The sequence below is a fragment of the Streptomyces sp. NPDC051662 genome, from assembly GCF_040681655.1.
Classification (GTDB): domain Bacteria; phylum Actinomycetota; class Actinomycetes; order Streptomycetales; family Streptomycetaceae; genus Streptomyces.
This window is the reverse complement of sequence record NZ_JBFAZD010000021.1, coordinates 1-20,524: the sequence shown is the minus strand read 5'-3', so window position 1 is coordinate 20,524 and position 20,524 is coordinate 1. Positions and strand designations below refer to the sequence as shown.

The following is a 20,524-nucleotide window of genomic DNA, read 5'->3' as shown; positions in this document are numbered from 1 at the left end:
GCAGCGAAATGTCCGACGAGGAGAAGTACCGCGAGTACCTCAAGCGGGCCGTCACCGAGGCACGCGGACTCCAGCGCCGGCTGCGTGAGGTCGAGGACAAGGCGCGCGAGCCGATCGCGATCGTCGGTATGGCGTGCCGGTTCCCGGGCGGCGCGGACACACCGGAGGACGTGTGGCGGATGGTGTCCGAGGGCCAGGACGCGATCGCGGGCTTCCCCGACGACCGCGGCTGGGACCTCGACGGGCTGTACCGCTCCGACGCCGTGGAGTCCGGCGCCTCGACCACCCTGGAGGGCGGTTTCCTGCGCGGCGCGGGCGAGTTCGACGCGGACTTCTTCGGCATCTCCCCGCGCGAGGCGCTGGCCACCGATCCGCAGCAACGGCTGCTCCTGGAGACCTCCTGGGAGGCGCTGGAGCGGGCCGGGCTCGATCCGCGGTCCCTGCGGGGCAGCGGCACCGGGGTGTACTTCGGCGGCACGGGCGGGGACTTCGCCGGTCTGCTCGCCGCGTCACCGCAGGCACTGGACGGCTACATGCTGACCGGCACCTCAAGCAGCGTGCTCTCCGGCCGGGTGGCGTACGTACTCGGCCTGGAGGGTCCGGCGGTCACCGTGGACACGGCGTGCTCGTCGTCGCTGGTGTCACTGCACTTGGCCGTGCAGGCGCTGCGCAAGGACGAGATCTCGCTGGCCCTGGCCGGCGGCGTCTCGGTGCTGGCGACGCCCGGCGCCTTCCCGGAGTTCTCCCGGCAGGGCGGACTGGCCTCCGACGGCCGCTGCAAGGCGTTCTCCTCGGACGCCGACGGCACCGGCTGGGGCGAGGGCGCCGGTGTGCTCGTCCTCCAGCGGCTCTCCGACGCCCAGCGCGCCGGGCACCCGGTGCTGGCCGTGGTCCGCGAGACCGGCATCAACCAGGACGGCGCCAGCAACGGCCTCACCGCGCCCAGCGGCCCGGCCCAGCGCCGGCTGATCCTGCGCACCCTGGACGACGCCGGCCTGGCCACCGCGGACGTCGACCTGGTCGAGGCGCACGGCACGGGCACGAAGCTCGGCGACCCGATCGAGGCCCGGGCGCTGCTGGCGACGTACGGCCAGGACCGCCCCGCCGACCGGCCGCTCTGGCTGGGGTCGATCAAGTCCAACATCGGGCACACCCAGTACGCGGCCGGAGTCAGCGGCGTCATCAAGACGGTCATGGCGCTGCGGCACGGCATCATGCCGAAGACCCTGCACGTGGACGAACCGACACCGCACGTCGACTGGTCCTCGGGCGCCGTACGGCTGCTGACCGAGGCACGGGAGTGGCCGGACACGGGACGTGCGCGCCGGGCCGCGGTGTCCTCCTTCGGCGTCAGCGGCACCAACGCCCACCTGATCCTGGAACAGGCCCCGGCTCCGGAGGTGGAGTCGTCGGAGTCTGGCGGTGAGGTTTCCGGGCCGGTGCCGTGGGTGGTCTCGGGGCGCGGTGAGACGGCGTTGCGGGCGCAGGCCCGGCGGCTGCTGGAACGTGTCGTGGAGCGGCCCGGGCTGAGCCCGGCGGATGTGGCGTTCTCGTTGACGGGGACGCGGTCGGCGTTCGAACAGCGGGCCGTCGTCCTCGGGAGTGACCGGGAGGGCTTGCTGGCGGGGTTGCGGTCGGTGGCCGAGGGGGCGCCGGGGGCGGGTGTGGTGAGCGGGCGGGCGTCCGCTGACGGCGGTGTGGTCTTCGTCTTCCCCGGTCAGGGATCGCAGTGGGTCGGGATGGGGCGTGAGCTGTGGGACGCCTCCCCCGTGTTCGCCGAGTCGATGGTGGCCTGTGAGCGTGCCCTGTCGCCGCATGTGGACTGGTCGTTGCGGGATGTGGTGTTCCGGGACGGGGACGATCCGTTGTGGTCCCGGGTGGATGTGGTCCAGCCGGTGCTGTGGGCGGTGATGGTGTCGCTCGCGGCGGTATGGCGGTCCTTCGGTGTCGAACCGGCCGCGGTCGTCGGTCACTCACAGGGTGAGGTGGCTGCCGCGTGCGTGGCCGGCGGACTGTCGTTGGAGGACGGTGCGCGGGTGGTGGCGGTGCGGTCGCGTCTGGTGCTGGAGAAGCTGTCCGGCAAGGGCGGGATGGTGTCGGTGTCCCTGCCGGTCACCGACGCGGAGGAGCGGCTCACGCGCTTCGAGGGCCGGATCGGGATCGCGGCGGTCAACGGACCGTCGTCCGTGGTCGTCTCCGGCGAGCCGGAGGCGCTGGACGACCTGCTCACCGAGTGCGAGACGGACGGGGTGCGGGCACGTCGTATCGCCGTGGACTACGCCTCGCACTCCGCGCAGGTCGACGCGCTCAACGACGAACTGATGGCCGAACTGGCCGACATCCAGCCGCAGTCGTCGTCCGTCGCCTTCCACTCGACCGTCACCGGTGAGCAGTTGGACACGGCGGGGCTCGATGCCGGGTACTGGCTGCGGAACATGCGGCAGACCGTCGTCTTCGAGACGGCCGTGCGGGCCACGCTCGACGAGGGCCACCGGACTCTGCTGGAGGTCAGCCCGCATCCGGTGGTCGTGATGGCCGTTCAGGAGATCATCGACGATGCGGGCGTGTCCGCCCAGGTGTCGGGTTCCGTGCGGCGTGACGACGCCGGCCTCGGGCGGCTGCGGACCGCGCTGGCCGAGGCGTTCGTCGCGGGTGCGCCGGTGGACTGGTCGGCGGTGTTCGAGGGCTCCGGTGCGCGGGCCGTCGATCTGCCCACGTACGCCTTCCAGCGGCAGCGGTACTGGCTGCGGATGCCGGTGTCCGGTTCCGGTGACGTGACGTCCGCCGGGCTGCGCTCCCCAGGGCATCCGCTGCTCGGGGCGGCCGTGGAGCCCGCGGAGTCCGACGGGCTCGTCCTAACCGGGCGGCTCTCGCTGCGTGAGCATCCCTGGCTGGCCGACCACCGGGTGATGGGGACCGTTCCGCTGCCGGGGACCGCGTTCGTGGAACTGGCGGTGGTCGCCGGCGATCTCGTCGAGTGCCCGCACATCGAGGAACTGACCATGCAGGCCGCGCTCACGCTGCCCGAGACCGGCGGCCTGGACCTCCAGCTCACGGTGAGCGCCCCGGACGACACCGGGCGGCGCGAGCTCGGGTTCTTCGCGCGTACGGACGACACGTTCGCGGCGGGCGAGTGGACCCGGCATGCCACGGGCGTCCTGTGCCCGGCCGGTCCGGCGCCGGAGGCGGTACGGACCGCTTGGCCGCCGCGTGACGCCGAGCGCATCGAACTGGGCGATCTGTACGAGGAGTTGGCGGACGGGCCGTTCGCCTACGGGCCCGCCTTCCAAGGGTTGCGGGCCGCCTGGTCGCGTGGCCGGGAGGTCTTCGCGGAGGTCGCCCTGCCCCAGGAGCCGCACGAGGCGGCGGACGATTTCCTGCTGCATCCCGCGCTGCTGGACGCGGCCCTGCACGCGGTGGGCCTGGGCGGTCTGCTGGGCCAGGGGACGGGTCCGCTGCGCCCGTTCGCGTGGAACGAGGTCTCGCTGCACGCCACCGGCGCCACCGCCCTGCGGGTGACCCTGTCCCCCGCGGGCGAGAACGCCGTGTCGCTGCACGCCGTGGACGGCACCGGCGCTCCGGTCGTCTCGGTCGGCTCGCTGCTGCTGCGGCCGGTCGACCTCACCGACGCCGGGGCGGGGGCCGGGGCCGGGCGGTCCGCCGCGCTCTCCTCGCTGCTGGCCATGGCGTGGACGCCGGTGCCGCTGCCCGCGGTCGAGGCGGCCCCGTGGGCGGTGGTGGGCGCGGCACCGGAGTGGGCGGGCGTCGACAGCGGCGCCGTCCGCCATCCGGACCTGGCGGCGCTGAGCGCGTCGGTCGCCGAGGGCGGTCCGGTGCCGGGCTTCGTCGTACTCGCCCTGCCCGACGGCGATCCGGGCGGTGCGGGGCTCGCCGCGCTCACCCGGGAACGCGCCGGGCTGGTGCTGGACGCGGCCCGGACATGGGTCTCCGAGGAGCTCGACGAGCGGCTCGCCGTGGTGCCTTTGGTGGTCGCCACGACCGACGCCGTGGGGACTTCCGGGGAGGACGCGGTGACCGGGCTCGGTTCCGCGCCGCTGTGGGGGCTGGTGCGTTCGGTCCAGTCGGAGAATCCCGGGCGGTTCGTCCTGCTGGACACCGACGGGAGCGCCGAGTCCGGGCGGGCGGTGCCGGCCGCGGTCGCGTCGGGGGAGACGGAGCTCGCCCTGCGCGGCGGGGTCGCGCTGACACCCCGGCTGCACCGGCCGCCGGCCGCCGACGTACCGGACACCGTGCCCGGTACGGGCCTGGACGCGCTCGACCCGGCCGGCACGGTGCTGGTGACCGGGGCGACCGGTGGGCTCGGCGCGCTGGTCGCCGCCCGGCTGGTGGAACTGCACGGCGTACGCCGGCTGCTGCTGCTCAGCCGGCGGGGCCCGGACGCCGAGGGCGCCGGTGAACTCGTCGGCCGGCTGGAGGAGTCGGGGGCCGCGGTGACGCTCGTGGCCTGCGACGCGGCGGACCGCACGGCCTTGGCGGCCGTACTGGACGGGATCCCGGACGGACATCCGCTCACCGCGGTGGTGCACTGTGCGGGCACCGCAGAGAACGCGCTGCTGGCCTCGCTGGGGCCGGAGCTGATCGACCGGGTGTTCCGGGCCAAGGTGGACGCCGCGGTGCATCTGCACGAGCTGACCGCCGGGCTGGACCTGTCCGCCTTCGTACTGTTCTCCTCGATCGCGGGCACCCTCGGCGGCACCGGGCAGGGCAACTACGCCGCCGCCAACACCTTCCTGGACGCCCTGGCCCAGCGGCGGCGCCGCCAGGGACTCGCCGCGACCTCACTGGGCTGGGGACTGTGGGCGGCCGAGCGGGGCATGGGCGGCGGGCTCACCGAGGCGGTCTCGGCGGGCACGCCGATGCGCGGGGTGTCCGCGCTGCCGACGGACGAGGGCCTCGCCCTGTTCGACCTCGGCTGGCGCAGCGCCGAGCCCGTCGTGTTCCCGGCCCGGCTGAACGGGGCCGCGCTCCGCGCGCAGGCCGCGGCCGGTTCACTGCCGCCGGTGCTGCGCGGGCTGTTCCGGGTCCCGGCGAGGCGGTCGGCGCGGAGCGAGGACCAGGACGCGGGGACGCGACTGCGGGACCGGCTGGCGGAGATGGTGCCGGTCGAACGGCAGGAGACGCTGCTGGAGCTCGTCCGCGACCGGATCGCCGCCGTGCTCGGGCACGCCTCGACCGACCGGGTCGAGACCGACCGGCCGTTCCGCGACCTCGGCTTCACCTCGCTGACCGCGGTGGAACTGCGCAACCGGCTCAACGCGGCCACCGGTCTGCGGTTGCCCGTCAGCCTGGTCTTCGACTATCCGACACTCGGCGAACTGGTGACCCTGCTGACCGCCCGGCTGTCCCCGGACGGGGCGGAGGCCGCCGCGGCGCCCGAGGACGAGCAGGAGGCGGCCGTCCGCCGTGCCCTGCTGTCCGTACCGCTGCACCGGCTGCGCGAACACGGCCTGCTGGACGCGCTGTTGGCACTGACCGGGGAGCAGCGGGCGGAGCCGGCGGCGGTCGACCGCAGCGAGGACATCAAGTCCATGGACGTGGCGGCGCTGCTCGCCATGGCCAAGGGGGCCGGGACGGGGTGACGCCGGGCCCGGTGCCGAACCCGGCCCCGGGCACCTCGCGCGAGTGGGGCGACCTAGGGGCCGGGTGTAGGGGCCGATCGTGCATAGCCTGCGGGCAAGGCCTGCCTGCCCACCCCACCACTCGTCGTTCATCCTCACGAATCTGGAGAGCAATCCATGGCCGAAGCGTCTTCCGAACCCATAGCGTTCCCGTTCCCCGACCCGCCGTCGGTCTGCGAGATGCCGCCGGAGCTCGCCGCGATCCGGGACGGCGAGTCCGTGGTGGAGGTGAAGTTCCCGGACGGCATCAGCGGCTGGATGGTGACCAAGCATGCCGACGTCCGCAAGGTGCTCGTCGACTCCCGGTTCAGCAGCAAGGTCATGGCCGCCGCGGCCGCCGCCATGTCGGAGACCGAGTCCGGCAAGCTGATGAACGAGTCGCTGGTCGGCATGGACGCCCCGGAGCACACCCGGCTGCGCAAGCTGGTCAGCAAGGCCTTCACCGCGCGGCGGGTCGAGCAGCTGCGGCCCCGGGTCATCGAGCTGGTGACCGAGCTCCTCGACGAACTCCAGACGCTGCCGCGTCCGGTGGACCTGGTGAAGAGCTTCTCCGTCCCGCTGCCGGTGCGGGTGATCTGCGAGCTCCTCGGTGTGCCCGCCACCGACCAGGACACGTTCCACGCCTGGTCGAACGCGCTGCTCGGCGACTGGCAGCAGGTCGCGGAGAAGGAAGCGGCGACGGTCGCGCTGGTGAAGTACTTCGGCGATCTGATCGCGGTCAAGCGGGAGAAGCCCGCCGACGACCTGATCAGCGAGCTGATCGCGGTCAGCGAGGAGGACAGCACGCTCACCGAGCGCGAGATCATCGCGCTGAGCATCGGCATCCTCAGCGCGGGCCACGAGACCACGGCCAACCAGATCAGCATGTTCCTGGTGACCCTGCTGCACAATCCCGAGGAGTTCGACAAGCTGCGGGCCAACCCCGAGGCGATCCCCAAGGCGATTGACGAGCTGCTGCGGTTCGTACCGCTCACCACGACCGGCGGCATCATCCCCCGGCTCACCACGGCGGAGGTGGAGCTGAGCAACGGCAAGGTGCTGCCCGCCGGCGTCGTGGTACTGCCCGCGGTCGCCACCGCCAACCGCGACCCCGAGGTGTTCGAGGACGGGGAGCGGCTGGACCTGGGCCGCGAGCAGAACCCGCACCTGGCGTTCGGCGCGGGCATCCACTACTGCCTCGGCGCGCAGCTCGCCCGGATCGAGCTCCAGGAGGCGTTCCGCGCGATCCTGGAGCGCATCCCGCAGGTGCGGCTCGCGGTGCCCGAGTCCGAGCTTCGCCTCAAGTCGGCGTCGATCATCCGCGGACTGGAGAGCCTGCCCGTCACCTGGTGACACGGCACGCGACAGCACGGCCGACGGGCCCAGCAGGCCAACACCTGCTGGGCCCGCCGCCGTGCACGCACCTTTACGGAACCGACCCCCGTCCCCTTGTCCGACCACCACCGGGCAGGCGCTGGGCCACGGGCATCAGGTACCGGACCGCCGTCGGCAGCGCGGGGCCGTGCCCGGCGGGTGGCGTGTTGCGGTCGGGGCGTCGCTCGGCCGGCTTCTGTGGGGTCCGGGGTGGGGCATGCGTGACGGGCCGGGCTCCTTCGGGGAGCCCGGCCCGTCAGCGCGCGGGGTCCTACGCGTCACGCTCCGCCAGCCAGTCGTGCACGGCGGCCGCTGTGACGTCTCCGCTGCCTTCCAGCATCGTGTAGTGGTTGCCCGGCACATCCATCGCGTCGTGCGGCAGCGGCCAGGCCGCCTGCCATTGCTCGGCCGGCGGCTGCTCCTGCCCCGGCTCGATGCCGTAGCACTCCGAGGCCCGCACCAGCAGAGTCGGGATCGACGTCGCCTCGGGCTGCCAGTGCTCGAACATGGCGAAGTAGGCGGCCATCGCCGTGAGTCGGGTGCCGGTCATCTGACCGAAGTCCTTCTCCAGCTCCAGTGCCTTGGACTCCATCACCGGCACGATGTAGGACGTCGCGTCATAGCCGGCCATGTAACTGTCGATCAGCACCAGCCCCTTCGGGGCACGGCCACGTCCCTCCAGCCTGACGGCGACCTCATGAGCGATCCGGCCGCCCGAGGAGCGTCCGGCGACGACGAACGGCTCGTCCCCGACAAGTTCCTCGATGAGTCCCACGGCGTACTCGGCCGCCGCGTCCACGTCGGCGGCGACCTGCTGGCCGGTGACGAAACCGGGGAGCATCAGAGACCACATGTCGCGCACTCCGCGCAGCGGTACAGCCATGCCGACGAGTTCCTGGTTGCTCGCCCACACCGACTGCGACGGGAACCCGATGATCTTCGGGTGCTGTGCTCCCTCGCCGAGCCTGATGAGCGTCGGTCCGTTCCGGATCTCGTCCGGAGAGGAGAAACTGGCCCGCAGGTCGACGGAGTTCTTCAGCACGCTGTGGCCGAGGTCGAGCCTGCCCAGCTCGATGGAGCGCCGGTAGAGCGCCTCCACTCCGTTGATCACCGCGATGTCCCCGGTCAGTGCGCCGTCGCCGCCGGGGGCGCCGGCGGCGTCCTCGGCCGGCCGGGCGACGGCAGTGGCGGCGGCGGTGGCGACGACCCGGTCGGCCAGCTGTTCGGCGATTTCGGCGGCGAGGGCCACGGGTGTCGGGTGATCGAAGACGACCGTGGACGCCAGACGCAGCCCGGTGGCCTCACTGAGCCGGTTGCGCAGTTCGACCGAGGTGAGCGAGTCGAAGCCCAGCTCGACGAAACCGCTGCCGTCCTCGATGGCCTCGGCACCGCTGTGCCCGAGCACCTGTGCGACCTCGCCGCGGACCAACTCGGTGAGCACGGCCAGCCGTTCCGCCCCGGTGGCGCCGGCCAGCCGCTCGTGCAGCCGTGAGGTGGCCCTCGTGTCGGATCGGGCGGCCCGCCGCTGCGGGGCCCGGACCAGCCCGCGCAGCAGCGGCGGCACCGGCTGCCCGGGCGACGCCTGGGCGGCCCTGGTGTTCAGTCGCATCGGTACGAGCAGGGCCTCGGTGCCCGCCGCGAGGGCCTGGTCGAAGGCGTCCATGCCGGACTCGGTACTGAACGGGGTGAGGCTGCCGCCGTGGGCGAGCCGGGCGCGCTCGGCCCGGCCGAGCCCCGCCGCCATGCCGCTGGGCTGCTCCCACCAGCCCCAGGCCAGTGCGGTACCGGCCAGTCCGGCTGCCCGCCGGTGCGCGGCGAGGGCGTCCAGGAAGGCGTTGGCCGCGGCGTAGTTGGCCTGCCCCTGGCTGCCCAGCAGCCCGGCGACCGACGAGAAGAGAACGAATTCCCGCACCGGCGCTTCGGCGGTCAGCTCGTGCAGATGCCAGGCCGCGTCGGCCTTGGCCCGCAGAACCGTGTCGAACTGGTCAGGGGTGAGCAGTTCGACGGTGCCGTTGGCCAGCACGCCCGCGGTGTGCACGACGCCGGTCAGCGGCTGCTGTGCCGGAATGCCGCTCAGCAGCTCGGCCAGCGCCTCGCGATCCGAGACGTCACAGGCCACGATGCGGGCGTCGGCGCCGAGCCCGGTCAGCTCGGCCAGCAGGGCGTCGGCTCCCGGAGCGTTCTCCCCGCTGCGGCTGGCCAGCACCAGGTGCCGGACTCCGTGTGCGGACGCGAGATGACGGGCGACCACCGAACCGAGCGCCCCGGTGCCGCCGGTGATCAGCACGGTGCCGTCCGGGCCGAAGCCCGGGGAGGACTCCGGCGCCCGGGTGTGCCGGGCCAGCCGGGGCACGCTCGCGGCGCCCGCGCGCAGGGCGAGTTGCGGCTCACCGGTGCCGAGCGCCGCGGGGAGCGCCCGGTACGACGCGGGATCGTCGTCGAGGTCGACGATGACGATCGCGCCCGGGTGCTCGGCCTGGGCCGCCCGCACCAGGCCCCATACGGCCGAGGCTGCCATGTCCTCGATCCCGTCCGTACCGACGGCGGCCACCGCGCCCCTGGTCAGCAGCACCAGCCGGGAAGCCCTGAGGCGGGCGTCGGCGAGCCACTGCTGAAGCACCTCCAGCACCCGTCGGCCGGTGTCATGGGTGGCCGCGACGATGCCGTCCCGGTCACCGGAGAAGCAGGACATCACCACCACGGACGGGGCGGGCTTGCCCGACTCGACCGTGTCGATCAGGGACTGCGTGTCCAGGTACGGCGTACCGGTGAGGCCGGCCTCGACGAGGCGCGGGCGGATCTCCAGCGGGTCGAAGCCGAGCATCGCCCACTCCCCGCCGATGTCGTCGGATCCGACGGGCACCGGAGTCCACGCCACGTCGAACAGCGTGTCCTGCCGCGGTGCGGAGGCGGTGAACTGCTCCAGTGCGGGGTCGCGCATGGCCAGCGACTCGACGGTGGCGACCGGCAGCCCGGAGTCGTCGGTCACGGTGACGCGCACCTCGTTGCGTCCCGTGGGGGCCAGGTGGACCCGGGCGACCGTGGCGTGGGTGGCGTGCAGCCGGACTCCCGTCCAGGCGAACGGCATGCCGCCCTTGATCGGCTCCCGGTCGGCCGTGCCGCCGAGGACGCCGAGGGCGAGGGGCTGGAGGGCCGCGTCCAGCAGCGCCGGGTGGACCCCGAACCCGCCGTCGGCGTCGCCCGCCTCGTCCGGGAGCCGGACCTCGGCGAACAGCTCGCCGTCCTTGCCCCACAGGGCCCTCAGCCCCTGGAAGACCGGCCCGTAGGTGAATCCGGCCTCGGCCATGTCCGAGTAGAAGTCATCGACGGCGATCTCCGTGACGCCCTCGGGCGGCCACACGCCCGCCACCGGCTGCTCGGCGGGTTCCGCGGTCCCCCGCTCGGCCAGTACGCCGGTGGCGTGCCGCAGCCACGGCTCGTTGTCACCGGAGTCGTCGCCCGAGTCGTCGGGCCGCGAGTGGAGGGCAATGCTCCGGCGACCGGTCTCGTCGAGCCCGCCGACCGTCACCTGGACCGCGCGGCCACCTTGCTCACCCAGTACCAGCGGTGCCTCCAGGGTGAGTTCCTCGATCACCTCGCACCCCGCGTCGCCGCCTACGCGCAGCGCCAGCTCCACGAACGCGGTGCCGGGCAGCAGTGCGGTGCCGAGCAGCGCGTGATGGGCGATCCACGGCTGCGTGGCCAGCGAGAGCCTGCCGGTGAACAGGAAGCCGTCCGAATCGGGCAGCGTCACACCGGCGCCGAGCAGCGGGTGACCGGTGGCCGTGAGTCCCAGCTGCGCGGGATCGCCGCTGCCGGTCGCGAGGGAGTCGAGCCAGTAGCGCTTGTGCTGGAAGGCGTACGTCGGCAACTCGACCCGGCGAGCGCCCGTACCGGCGAACAGGGCCGCCCAGTCGACCTCGGCACCGGCCTCGTGAATCCGACCGAGGGCGCGAACGGCAGAGTCCGCCTCGGGGTGCTTGGCGCGCAGAACGGGGACACAGACGGCGTCCGTCCCGGTCTGGTCGAGGCTCTCCTCCGCCATCGCGGTCAACGCACCGCCCGGACCCAACTCCAGGAACTTGTCCACACCCCGAGCCAGCACAGCCCCGACCCCATCGGCGAAACGAACAGCCTCACGAACATGGCGCACCCAGTACTCGGGGGTGGCCAGCTCCTCACCCGCGACGCGACCGGTGAGGTTGGAGACGACCGGGATACGCGGCGCACGGAACTCCACCGAGGCAAGGACCTCCGCGAACTCCGCAAGCATCGGTTCCATCCGGACCGAATGGAACCCATGACTGACGGCCAACCTCTTGGTCCGACGCCCCTGTTCGGCAAAAGTACGAGCAACGGCAGCCACCGGCTCCTCGTCACCGGAAAGCACCAGCGAGCGCGGACCGTTCACCGCCGCCACCGACACACCCGCCGGAAGCTCCGGCAACTCCGACTCCACAGCCTCGACAGCGACCATCGCGCCCCCGGCAGGAAGCGCCTGCATCAGCCGGCCCCGCGCCGCCACGATCCGGCACGCGTCCTCCAACGACCACACACCGGCGACGTACGCAGCCGCCAGCTCACCGATCGAGTGCCCCAGCAGCACATCCGCCCGCACACCCCACGAACCTACCAACTCGAACAGCGCCACCTCCAACGCGAACAAACCCGCCTGCGTGAACACCGTCCGATCCAACGCCGGCCCGTCCGAGAAGACGACCTCCTTCACCGGCCGCTCCAACAACACATCCAACCGCCCGCACACCTCATCGAAAGCAGCCGCGAACACCGGATACGCCTCATACAACTCACGGCCCATACCGGCACGTTGGGAACCCTGACCGGAGAACAGGAACGCCGTCCCGCCCTCACCGACCGGAACACCGCCGCTCAGTGTTTCCAACTGCCCCAGGAAATCCGCCTGTTCGGTCCCGACCAGCACCGCCCGGTACTCCAGCCCCGCACGCGCCGTGGCCAGCGAGAAACCCACATCCACCGGACTCAGCTCACGCTCCCGCACATGCCCAGCCAGCCTCCCCGCCTGCTCCCGCAACGCCTCCACAGACCGAGCCGACACCACCCACGGCACCAACCCCGCAACAACACCCGCAGGCACCTCCTCCGATACCTCCGGCGCCTGCTCCAGAATCACATGCGCGTTCGTGCCACTGATCCCGAACGAGGACACACCCGCACGCCGAGGACGATCCGCCTGCGGCCACTCCCGCGCCTCGGTCAACAGCTCCACCGCGCCCGCCGACCAGTCGACCTCGGGCGTCGGCTCGTCCACATGCAAGGTCTGGGGCAGCACACCGTGCCGCATCGCCAACACCGACTTGATGACACCCGCCACACCGGCGGCGTACTGAGTGTGTCCGATGTTGGACTTCACCGAGCCGAGCCACAACGGCCGGTCGGCGGGGCGGTCCTGGCCGTAGGTCGCCAGCAGCGCCTGCGCCTCGATCGGATCGCCCAGCGCCGTGCCCGTGCCGTGCGCCTCCACCAGGTCGACGTCCGCCGTCGACAGACCGGCCGAGGCCAGCGCCTGCCGGATCACCCGCTGCTGCGAGGGCCCGTTGGGCGCGGTCAGCCCGTTGGACGCGCCATCGGAGTTCACCGCCGTCCCGCGTACGACGGCCAGCACCTGATGGCCGTCCCGCACCGCGTCCGAGAGCCGGGCAACGGCCAGCATCCCGACGCCCTCACCCCAGCCCGTGCCGTCGGCACCCGCGGCGAACGCCTTGCAGCGGCCGTCTCCCGCGAGACCGCCCTGGCGCGAGAACTCCACGAAGGCCCCTGGTGTGGCCATGACCGTCACACCGCCGACGAGGGCGAGGTCGCACTCGCCGTTGCGCAGTGCCTGTGCCGCGAGATGCAGGGTGACCAGCGAGGACGAGCACGCCGTGTCCACGGTCACGGCGGGGCCCTCCAGGCCCAGGGCGTAGGCGACCCGGCCCGACATGACGCTGCCCGAGGCTCCGGTGAGCGCGTAGCCGCCGCCCGCCTCGGCCGAGTTCATGAGTACGGTCGTGTACTCCTGCGGTGTGCCGCCGACGAAGACGCCGGTGCGGCTGCCGCGCAGCGAGACGGGGTCGTAGCCGGCGCGTTCCAGCACCTCCCACGAGGTCTCAAGGAGCAGGCGCTGCTGCGGGTCCATCGCCAGCGCCTCACGCGGCGAGATACCGAAGAACGCTGCGTCGAAGTCGCCCGCGCCGGCCAGGAAGGCGCCCTGCCGGGCTCCGCCGGACTCCTCGATGAAGGCGTTCATGGCCAGTCCGTGCCAGCCGCGGTCGGCGGGGAACTCCGTCATCTCGTCGCGGCCCTCGACAAGCAGCCGCCACAGGTCCTCGGGACCGCGTACCCCGCCGGGGAAGCGGCAGGCCATGCCCACGATCACGATCGGGTCGTCGTCCGTGGCCCGCAGCTCCGGCAGTGCGACCTGGGCGCCGGTGTCGAAGAGCTTCTCGTGCAGCTGTCCCGCGAGCCGGTGGGGCGTGGGGTAGTCGAAGACGAGGGTGGCGGGCAGCCGCAGCCCGGTGGCGGTGTTGAGCCGGTTGCGCAGCTCCATCGCCGTCAGCGAGTCGAATCCGAGGTCGCGGAACGGCTTGGTGGCCGTGATGTCGTCCGTCGTCGAGTGGGTGAGAACGGTCGCCGCTTCCATACGGACCAGTTCGAGGAGCCGTTCGTGCTGCTCGGGCGCGGTGAGTCCGGCGAGGGTCATCCGCAGCGCGGAGTCACCGCCGGTCGTGTCGTCCGCCGGGTCGGGGTTCTCGCTGAGTACGCGGGCGACCTCGGGGATGTCCTCGATCAGCGGGCGGCGCCGGGCCATCGTGTATCCGGGGGCGAAGCGCGCCCAGTCCATGTCGGTGACGGTCAGCGCGGTCTCGTCGTGCTCCAGCGCCTGGCGCAGCGCCTCGACGGCGAGCGCCGGGTCCATCTGCCGGACGCCTCGCCGCGCCAGCTGCTCCGCGGTGCCGTCGGTGGCCATGCCGGTGTCCTTCCAGCCACCCCACGACACCGACGTCGCCACCAGACCACGCGCCCGGCGCTCCCAGGCGAGACCGTCCAGATAGGCGTTGGCCGCCGCGTAGGCGCTGGTTCCGGCGCTGCCCCATACCGCGGCGCCGGAGGAGAACACGACGAACGCGTCCAGTTCCAGACCGAGTTCGGCGGTCAGCTCGTCCAGGTGACGGGCGCCGAGGGTCTTGGCCGACAGCACCTTCTCGTAGTGCTCGGGCGTGGCGGCGGCGAGTTCCGCGTGGCCGGACACGCCCGCGGTGTGGAAGACCGCGGTGAGGGGGTGTTCGGCGGGTATCGCGGCGATCAGCGCCGCGAGTGCGTTCCGGTCGGCCACGTCACAGGCCGCGACGGTGACTTCCGTTCCCAGCCCGCGGAGCTCCTCCGCGAGTTCGGTCGCGCCCTCGGCATTCTCGCCGCTGCGGCTGACCAGCAGCAGACGCTCGACGCCCTCCTTCGCCAGCCAGCGCGCCAGGTGCCCGCCGACGCCGCCCGTACCACCGGTGATCAGCACCGTGCCCGAGGGGCTCCACGTCCGTATCGGGGTCGCCGCGTTACCCAGCGGGGCCCGGACCAGCCGACGCCCGTACACACCCGACGAACGCACCGCGACCTGGTCCTCACCCTCACCGGCCGCCAGCACACCGGCCAGCGAGGACGCCACCCGCTCGTCCCACACCGCCGGGACGTCCACCAGACCGCCCCAGCCGCCGGGGCGTTCCAACCCGACCACCTGCCCGAACGCCCAGATCTGGGTCTGTACCGCGGACACCGGATCGTCCGCGCCGACGGCGGCGGCACCCCGGGTCAGCACCCACAGGGGAACCTCGCTGCCGCCGTGAGCCTGCACGAGCCGCAGCGTCGACTCCAGCGCGGACTCCTCCTCCCAGGCCAGCAGCGACACCACGCCCGACACGTCCGCCAACTCCGCGTCGATCAGGCTGTCCAGGACGGACACCTCCGCGCCCGCGGCGACCAGCGCCCGCCGGACCTCATCGACCGGTGCGTCCCCACCCGGGCTCACGACCAGCCACGTTCCAGACAGGCGGCCCGTCGTCGGAACCGTCACCGAACGCCACACCGTCCGATAACGCCACGAGTCCAGCACCGACCGCTCCTGACGCCCCCTGCGCCAAGCCGACAACGCCGGCACCACAGGCTCCCAGGCGTCCGGCACGGAGCCGTCCACAAGTTCCGCGACACCCTCGACGTCCGCCCGCTCCACCGCACCCCAGAACGCCGCATCCACCGGATCCGTGACGCCCTCCACACCGGGTGGCAGAACATCCTCGATCCAGTAGCGCTCATGCTGGAAGGCATACGTCGGCAGCTCCACCCGACGCGCACCGCTCCCGGCGAACAGCACCGACCAGTCCACCGGCGCACCCGCCACATACGCCTCGGCCAGCGACGTCAGGAGACGGCTCGTGCCGCCGTCGTCACGCCGCAACGAACCGACGGCGGCACCCGGGCCGTAGAGGCTCTCCAGTGTTTCGTGGATGGCCATGGTGAGGACGGGGTGGGAGCTGGATTCGATGAAGAGGTGGTGTTCCTGCTCGGCGAGCAGCCGGATCGTCGGCTCGAACAGCACCCGCTCGCGAAGATGCGCCACCCAGTACGCCGCGTCCAATCCCGCCGTGTCCATCCGCTCACCGGTCACCGTCGAGTAGAAGGCCACCGACGACGACACCGGCCGGATGTCCGCGAGTTCGACGAGGAGTTCCTCGTTGAGCACTTCGACCTGCGCGGAGTGCGAGGCGTAGTCCACGGCGATACGACGCGCCCGCACCCCGGCCGCCTCGCACTCGGCGAGCAGCTCGTCCAGCGCCTGTGGCTCGCCCGAGACGACCACCGACGACGGCCCATTCACCGCCGCGACCCCGATCCGGCCCTCGAAGCGCGTCAGCCGCTCCTCCACCTCCACCACCGGCAGGGACACCGACACCATCCCGCCCTTGCCGGAAAGCTTCTCCAGCACCAGACGCGAACGCACCGCCACCACCCGCGCACCGTCCTCCAACGACAGTCCGCCGGCCACGCACGCGGCAGCCACCTCACCCTGCGAATGCCCCACCACCGCCGCCGGTTCGACGCCGAAGGACCGCCATACCGCCGCCAGCGACACCATCACCGCCCACAACACCGGCTGCATCACATCAACGCGTGCCCATGACGAATCGTCCGCGTCCCGGGACACAACCTCCCGCAGCGACCAGTCCACGTACGGGCTCAGCGCCTGCGCGCACTCCTCCATCCGCGCCGCGAACACCGGGGAGGCATCCCACAGCTCACGCCCCATCCCCGCCCACTGCGACCCCTGACCGGGGAACACGAACACCACGCCCGTGCCGGCGTCACCGGTACCGCGGATCAGGCCGGGCGCGTCGTGTCCGTCGGCGAGGGCGGTCAGTGCGGTGGACACGTCTGCGTCCTGCCCGGTGAACAGCACGGCGCGGTGGGCGAGTCGGGAGCGGCTCGTCAGCAGGGAGTGACCCACGTCGGCGGCCACGAGGCCGGGGTGGGTGGCGAGGTGGGCCCGCAGGCGGGCGGCCTGCTCGTGCAGGGCGGCCTCGGTGTTGCCGGAGATCAGCCACGGCAACGGGGTGGGACTCGTGGTGAACGCGGGCTCCGTCCCGTCGTCCGCCCGGAGCTCGGCGGGCTCGTCCTCCGGGGCCTGTTCGAGGATGACGTGGGCGTTGGTGCCACTGATCCCGAACGACGACACGCCCGCACGACGCGGCTGTCCCGTCTCCGGCCACTCCCGTGCCTCGGTCAGCAGTTCCACCGCGCCGGCCGACCAGTCCACCTGGCTGCTCGGCTCGCCCACGTGCAGAGTCTTGGGCAGTACGGCGTGCTGAAGGGCCAGCACGCTCTTGATGACGCCGGCGACACCGGAGACGGCCTGGGTATGCGCGATGTTCGACTTCAGCGAGCCGAGCCAGAGCGACCGGCCGTCATGGCGGTCCTGGCCGTAGGTGGCCAGCAGCGCCTGCGCCTCGATCGGGTCGCCGAGGGTCGTCCCCGTGCCGTGCGCCTCGACCATGTCGACGTCCGCGAGGGTCAGGCCGGCGTTGGCGACCGCCTGCCGGATCACCCGCTGCTGCGAAGGACCGTTCGGCGCGCTCAGACCGTTCGACGCACCGTCCTGGTTCACCGCCGAACCGCGGATCACGGCCAGCACGGAGTGACCGTTACGGCGGGCGTCGGCGAGGCGTTCCAGCAGGACGACGGCGACGCCCTCGCCCCAGCCGATGCCGTCGGCGTCGTCGGAGAAGGCCTTGCAACGGCCGTCCGCCGCCAGGCCGCGCTGCCGGGCGAAGGTCACGAAGGCGGACGAGGTGGCCATCACGGCGACACCGCCGGCCAGCGCCAGCGAGCAGTCGCCCTGCCGGAGCGACTGTGCGGCGGAGTGCAGGGCGACGAGGGAGGAGGAGCACGCGGTGTCGATGGTGACGGCGGGGCCCTCCAGGCCCAGCACGTAGGAGACCCGGCCGGACAGGATGCTCGCGGAGCCGCCGGTGATGGCGTACCCCTGGTCGGTCGGCGAGTTCATCAGCTTGACCGTGTGCTCGATGGCCGTGCCGCCGACGAAGACACCGGTCCGGCTGCCCCGTAGCGAGTGCGGGTCGATCCCGGCCCGCTCCAGCGCCTCCCACGAGGTCTCCAGCAGCAGCCGCTGCTGCGGGTCCATGGTCAGGGCCTCACGGGGCGAGATCCCGAAGAACCCGGCGTCGAAGTCGCCCGCCCCGTTCAGGAACGCGCCTTCTCGGGTGTACGTCGTCCCCGGCCGGTCAGGGTCGCTGTCGAAGAGCGAGGAGAGGTCCCAGCCCCGGTCGTCGGGGAAGCCGCTCACCCCGTCGGCGCCGTCCACCACCATCTGCCACAGCTGCTCCGGCGAGTCGACCCCGCCGGGCAGTCGGCACGCCATTCCCACGACGGCGAGCGGTTCGCGCGCCCTGTCCTGGCTGTCTTTCAGCTGCTGACGGGTCTGCTGCAATTCGGCCGTGACCCTGCGCAGATAGGTACGGAGTTTGTCCTCGGTCATCGTGAAACCCCACTCTGGAGCAGTTGGAAGCCCGGCAGATGCCTGTGCAGACGCCTGTTCAGCCTGTTCACGACACGCCTAGGTCGCGGTCGATGAAGTCGAAGATCTCGTCGTCCGTGGCGGCTTCGAGATCGGTGGCGCTTTCCTTCTCGGCGGTGCTGAGCTGGGCCATGAGGTCGCGGAGGTGGTCGGCGATGTCCTCGCGGGCCTGCGGATCCGGCGCGACGCTGTCGAGCGCCTCGCCGATCCGGGTCAGCTCACGCCTGATGTCGAGGACATCGGCGATGCCCGGCCGGCCGCCCTCCGCGGCGAGCTCGGTGAGCAGGAGTTCGGTGATGCGCTGGGGGTTGGGGTGGTCGAAGACGAGGGTCGCGGGCAGCCGCAGACCGGTGGCCTTGGACAGCCGGTTGCGCAACTCCATCGCGGTCAGCGAATCGAAGCCCAGCTCCTTGAACGGCCTGCCCGGCGTGATCTCCGCCGTCGACCCATGCGCCAGCACCTGCGCAGCCTCACCACGCACCAGCCCCAGCAGCAACGCCTGCTGCTCCGACTCCGTCAACCCGGCGAGACGCTCCCGCAGCACCGCACCGGCCTGGGCGCCGTCCTCCGCGTCCTTCTCGACGTCGTCATCGGCCTGGCGCAGGATCCGGGCCACATCGGGGATGTCCTCGATCAGCGGGCGGCGCCGCGCCATCGTGTACCCCGGCGTGAACAACGACCAGTCCATATCGGCCACCGTCACCGACACCTCGTCCTGCTCAAGCACCTGCCGCAACGCCCGAACCGCCAACTCCGGCTCCAGCAACCCCACACCACGACGCGACAACTGCTCCGCCGTCTCCCCCACCGACATCGCCGTACCACGCCAACCGCCCCACGACACCGACGAACCCACCAGCCCACGCACCCGACGACCCCGGATCAAACCCTCCAGATAACCACCCGCAGCCGCATTCGCCCCATTACCCGCACTCCCCCACACCGCAGCACCCGTGGAAAACACCACAAACGCATCCAGCACCAACCCAAGCTCAGAGCTCAGCTCATCCAGATGACGCGCACCCACAACACGGGCGGCCGTCTGCGCCTGGAGCCCGGCCGCGTCGAGCTCGGCCAGCGGGCCGTGCGTCGCGCTGCCGGCGGTGTGGAAGATCGAGGTGACGGGGTGCTCGGCGAGCAACTCCGCGAGCGCGTTCCGGTCGGTCACATCACACGCGGCGAACGTGACCTCGGCACCCAACTCGCTCAATTCCTCGGCGAGTTCGGCATTCTCGCCGCTGCGGCTGACCAGCAGCAGCCGCTCGACGCCCTCCTTCGCCAGCCAGCGCGCCAGGTGCCCGCCGACGCCGCCCGTACCGCCGGTGATCAGCACCGTGCCCGACGGACTCCACGTCCGTACCGGCGCCGGGTTCGCGCCGAGCGGGGCCCGGACCAACCGACGCCCGTACACACCCGACGAACGCACCGCGACCTGGTCCTCACCCTCACCGGCCGCCAGCACACCGGCCAGCGAGGACGCCACTCGGTCATCCCACTCCACGGGAAGGTCGACCAGACCGCCCCAAGCGGCAGGCTGCTCCAGCCCGACCACCTGGCCCAGCGCCCAGATCTGGGCCTGCACCGCCGACACCGGATCGTCCGCGCCCACGGCGGCGGCACCCCGGGTCAGCACCCACAACGGAGCCCCGCCGTCCGCATGAGCCTGCACGAGCCGCAGCGTCGACTCCACCGCGGACTCCTCGTCCCACGCGAGCAGCGACACCACACCCGACACATCCGCCGACTCCGCGAAGCCCAGGTCCTCACAAACGGACACCTCCGCGCCCGCGGCGACCAGCGCCCGCCGAACCTCATCGACCGGCGCGTCCCCACCCGGGCTCACGACCAGCCACGTCCCCGACAGCCGGGTCCCGGAGGCCGTCGAGTTGGCGCGCCATGTGGTCCGGTAGCGCCAGGAGTCGAGTGTCATCTGCTTCCGGCGGCCCTTGCGCCAGGCCGACAGCGCGGGCAGCCAGGCCTCGGCCGCCGCGGCGGCCTCGGGGTCCGTTCCGGAAGAACTGTCCAGGACCTCCGCGAGATCGGAGAGGTCCTCGCGCTCCACGGCATCCCAGAACGCGGCGTCCGTCTCGTCCGCCTGCGTGTCCTGGATCTCGCCTCCGACGGAGACGCCCTCAAGCCAGTAGCGCTCATGCTGGAAGGCATACGTCGGCAGCTCCACCCGACGCGCACCGCTCCCCGCATACAGCACCGACCAGTCCACCGGCGCACCCGCCACAAACGCCTCGCCCAACGACGTCAAGAACCGCTCCGCACCACCATCATCACGCCGCAACGAACCCACCACAGCACCGGACGCATCCTCCAGCACCTCCTGAACCGCCATCGCCAACACCGGATGCGGACTCGACTCCACAAACACCACACCACCCCGACCCACCAACAACCGCACCACCGGCTCGAACAGCACCCG

At 72.2% G+C, this 20,524-nt stretch carries 4 protein-coding genes; 2 read left to right on the top strand and 2 right to left on the bottom strand.

The features are described 5' to 3' along the window. The first annotated feature begins 8 nt into the window (after positions 1–8). Positions 9–5,600: a type I polyketide synthase gene (locus AB0M67_RS29410; protein ID WP_365750328.1), complete on the top strand. Its 5,592-nt coding sequence runs from the start codon at positions 9–11 to the stop codon at positions 5,598–5,600. A 156-nt stretch (positions 5,601–5,756) separates the two neighbouring features. Beyond that, positions 5,757–6,971 (top strand): cytochrome P450, encoded by a 1,215-nt coding sequence (locus AB0M67_RS29405; RefSeq protein ID WP_365750327.1) that lies wholly within the window; start codon positions 5,757–5,759, stop codon positions 6,969–6,971. Positions 6,972–7,263: 292 nt separating this feature from the next. Here the strand turns inward: AB0M67_RS29405 and AB0M67_RS29400 are convergent, their stop codons facing one another. Both AB0M67_RS29400 and AB0M67_RS29395 read right to left on the bottom strand, forming a co-directional pair. Next, positions 7,264–18,054, bottom strand: coding sequence for a type I polyketide synthase (locus AB0M67_RS29400; protein WP_365750326.1), 10,791 nt, complete (start codon positions 18,052–18,054; stop codon positions 7,264–7,266). Positions 18,055–18,121: 67 nt separating this feature from the next. Continuing rightward, the coding region (locus AB0M67_RS29395) for an SDR family NAD(P)-dependent oxidoreductase (protein WP_365750324.1) at positions 18,122–20,524 on the bottom strand (2,403 nt) is incomplete at its 5' end.